The organism is Lonsdalea iberica, from assembly GCF_002111585.1.
Lineage (GTDB): Bacteria > Pseudomonadota > Gammaproteobacteria > Enterobacterales > Enterobacteriaceae > Lonsdalea > Lonsdalea iberica.
This window is the reverse complement of record NZ_LUTP01000087.1, coordinates 1-2895: the sequence shown is the minus strand read 5'-3', so window position 1 is coordinate 2895 and position 2895 is coordinate 1. Positions and strand designations below refer to the sequence as shown.

The window sequence follows — 2895 nt, the reverse complement described above, 5'->3', positions numbered from 1 at the left end:
GTGGCAACTTTGGGAGTGTCGAACCGTTGGTGGGTGATGAAGAGGAAAACAGCAGGGCAGTTGAGGAGGAAAAAAATCAATGTGGTCAGAGAGGCAGTTGTGCGTTCTAAATGTAAGTATCAATTGATGTCGCCCGCAGGGTCAGGCGACATCGGAGTCACGAAAGCTTTATTTAGACTGCCTACGTTGTTTCAGCCAGTAACCGCATCCCAGTACCGCTAACCAAATTGGGATCAGGATGACTGAAATACGAATGCCCGGCGTCAGGGCCATTATCACTAGAATACCCACCATAAAGAGTAGGCACAGATAGTTGCCGAAGGGGTAAAGCAGCGCCTTAAACTTGGTTTTAACGCCTTCCCGATCTTTATGCTGGCGGAACTTGATGTGTGCCAAGCTGATCATAGCCCAGTTGATGACCAGAGCCGAGACGACGAGGGCCATCAGCAGTTCCAGAGCTTTGCCGGGAATGAGGTAGTTGATCAGTACGCAAAAGGCGGTCGCCAGTGCTGAAATAGCAATAGCGACGACAGGTACACCACGTGCATCCACCGTGCTAAGCGCTTTGGGACCATTACCTTGTTTAGACAGACCGTATAGCATGCGGCTGTTGCAATAAACGCAGCTGTTGTAAACCGATAGCGCGGCAGTCAGCACGACAATGTTCAAAATGGTAGCGACCACATCGCTGTTCAGCTCGTGGAAAATCATGACGAAAGGACTGCCGCCTTCTACCACTTTACCCCAAGGGTACAACGACAGCAGAATCGTCAGGGAGCCGATATAGAAAATCAGAATGCGGTAGATCACCTGATTGGTGGCGCGAGGGATGCTCTTTTCGGGGTCGTCTGCTTCAGCGGCAGTGATTCCTACCAGTTCCAGCCCGCCAAAGGAGAACATGATAACCGCCATTGCCATGACCAGACCCATGATCCCGTTCGGGAAGAATCCGCCCTGATTCCACAGATTTGTTACCGTGGCTTCCGGGCCGCCATGTCCGCTGAGCAATAACCAGCCGCCGAAAATGATCATCCCGATGATGGCGCTCACCTTGACCAAGGCGAACCAGAATTCCATTTCCCCGTAAATCTTCACGTTAGCGAGGTTGATGGCGTTGATGACCATGAAGAAGACGGCGGCGGAAACCCAGGTCGGAATGCTTGGCCACCAATACTGAACGTAGATGCCGACGGCGCTGAGCTCGGCCATGGCCACGAGTACGTACAGCACCCAATAGTTCCACCCTGAGGCGAAGCCTGCAAAGTTCCCCCAGTATTTGTAAGCAAAGTGGCTGAACGAGCCTGCTACAGGTTCCTCAACCGACATTTCTCCCAACTGGCGCATGATGAAAAACGCAATAATACCGCCAATGGCGTATCCCAGCAGAACCGAGGGTCCCGCCATCTTGATTGTCTGTGCGATACCGAGAAACAGTCCCGTTCCCACTGCACCGCCGAGGGCAATCAACTGTATGTGACGGTTTTTCAATCCACGCTTTAGCGTTCCGTCTTGTTGATTTTGCATGGCTTTTACCTTCTGCCGATCTAAATGAAAGTCTTGATAGCACTGCCAGAGTACTGGCCGCTTTACATTGGTGTTGTTTTAAGTTTACGACTACGGAGAGAATAAAATGACCTTTCCACTACCGTTGGTCAGAGAATAGTGATAAGCGTCGATAAATGCACTGATTTATTCGTTGTGTGGCCTAAAGCCAAGCCGAAAAAGCCTCATCGACTTTTCGGTACTCACCACAGGTTCTATCCTCTCATTGTTATGCAATACTTAACATTTAATTTGACTGCGAATAGTTTAATTCCGGCTGTTTTGTGCGTTTTTATGCAGAAAATGCCGTTTTGATTCTTTTTGGGAAGGTTTAATCGTTTCAGCCGTGAGGGTTTTGTTCATAAAAGGTTACAGCGCCGACGCCGGAAATATTGGTAATACCAATGACATATTAGCGTGATTACTCATTGGTTTGCCCTTGTTGTTAAAAACAATAGCGATAGGGCAATTGTCATAGTAATCATATAGACAGAAGGTGAATACTTTGTTACTTTGACGGCACGTTTTTTAAATTGGTATTACCAATTAACTCCGCGCTTTTCGCCGAGACAATTTCGCCATGGCATACAGCAAGATCCGTCAGCCCAAACTATCAGATGTGATTGAACAGCAACTGGAGTTTCTGATTCTCGAAGGGACTTTGCGGCCCGGTGAAAAACTTCCTCCGGAACGCGAGCTCGCCAAACAGTTCGAGGTGTCACGTCCCTCTCTTAGAGAAGCCATTCAACGGCTTGAAGGGAAAGGACTGTTGCTACGTCGTCAGGGCGGCGGCACGTTTGTCCAGACCAATTTGTGGCAGAGCGTCAGCGACCCGCTGGCAGAGCTGCTCAGCAATCATCCTGAATCACAGTTCGATCTTCTTGAAACCCGTCATGCATTGGAAGGCATCGCAGCTTATTACGCGGCTTTACGCGGTACTGAATCCGATTTGCAACGCATTCGGGAATGCCATTTTTTGATTGAACAAGCACGTGAATCCGGCGATCTCGTCGCGGAGGCGGAAGCCGTTATGCACTATCAGGTTGCGGTGACGGAAGCGACGCATAACGTCGTCCTACTGCACCTATTGCGATGCATGGGGCCTATGCTGGAACAGAACGTACGACAGAATTTCGAATTGCTCTACCTGAGTCGAGAAGTCTTGGCCAAGGTGAGTAGTCATCGCGCCAGAATATTTGAGGCGATAGTCGCTCGTGAGCCGGAGCAGGCGCGCGAAGCTTCACACCGCCATCTGGCGTTTATAGAGGAAATATTGCTGGAACTGAACCGAGAACACAGTCGGCGAGAACGCTCATTGCGTCGGCTCCAGCAACGCAAGGATTAGGTGCTTTC

The 2895-nt window shown here is 49.9% G+C and carries 2 protein-coding genes; one reads left to right on the top strand and one right to left on the bottom strand.

The window, feature by feature from the left end; translation table 11 throughout:
• Positions 1-168: 168 nt before the first annotated feature.
• A complete protein-coding gene (locus AU511_RS16605) occupies positions 169-1524 on the bottom strand; it encodes an amino acid permease (RefSeq protein ID WP_094110344.1) in 1356 nt (451 codons plus the stop codon).
• Between the two features lie 598 nt (positions 1525-2122).
• Here AU511_RS16605 and pdhR point away from each other — a divergent pair.
• Complete coding sequence (gene pdhR, locus AU511_RS16600; RefSeq protein ID WP_026739135.1) at positions 2123-2887, top strand: pyruvate dehydrogenase complex transcriptional repressor PdhR; 765 nt, start codon at positions 2123-2125, stop codon at positions 2885-2887.
• Positions 2888-2895 lie beyond the last annotated feature (8 nt).

Excerpts from the sequence above, each read along its gene's own strand:
- AU511_RS16605 (WP_094110344.1), bottom strand. The coding sequence starts at position 1,524 with ATGCAAAATCAACAAGACGGAACGCTAAAGCGTGGATTGAAAAACCGT.
- pdhR (WP_026739135.1), top strand. The coding sequence starts at position 2,123 with ATGGCATACAGCAAGATCCGTCAGCCCAAACTATCAGATGTGATTGAA.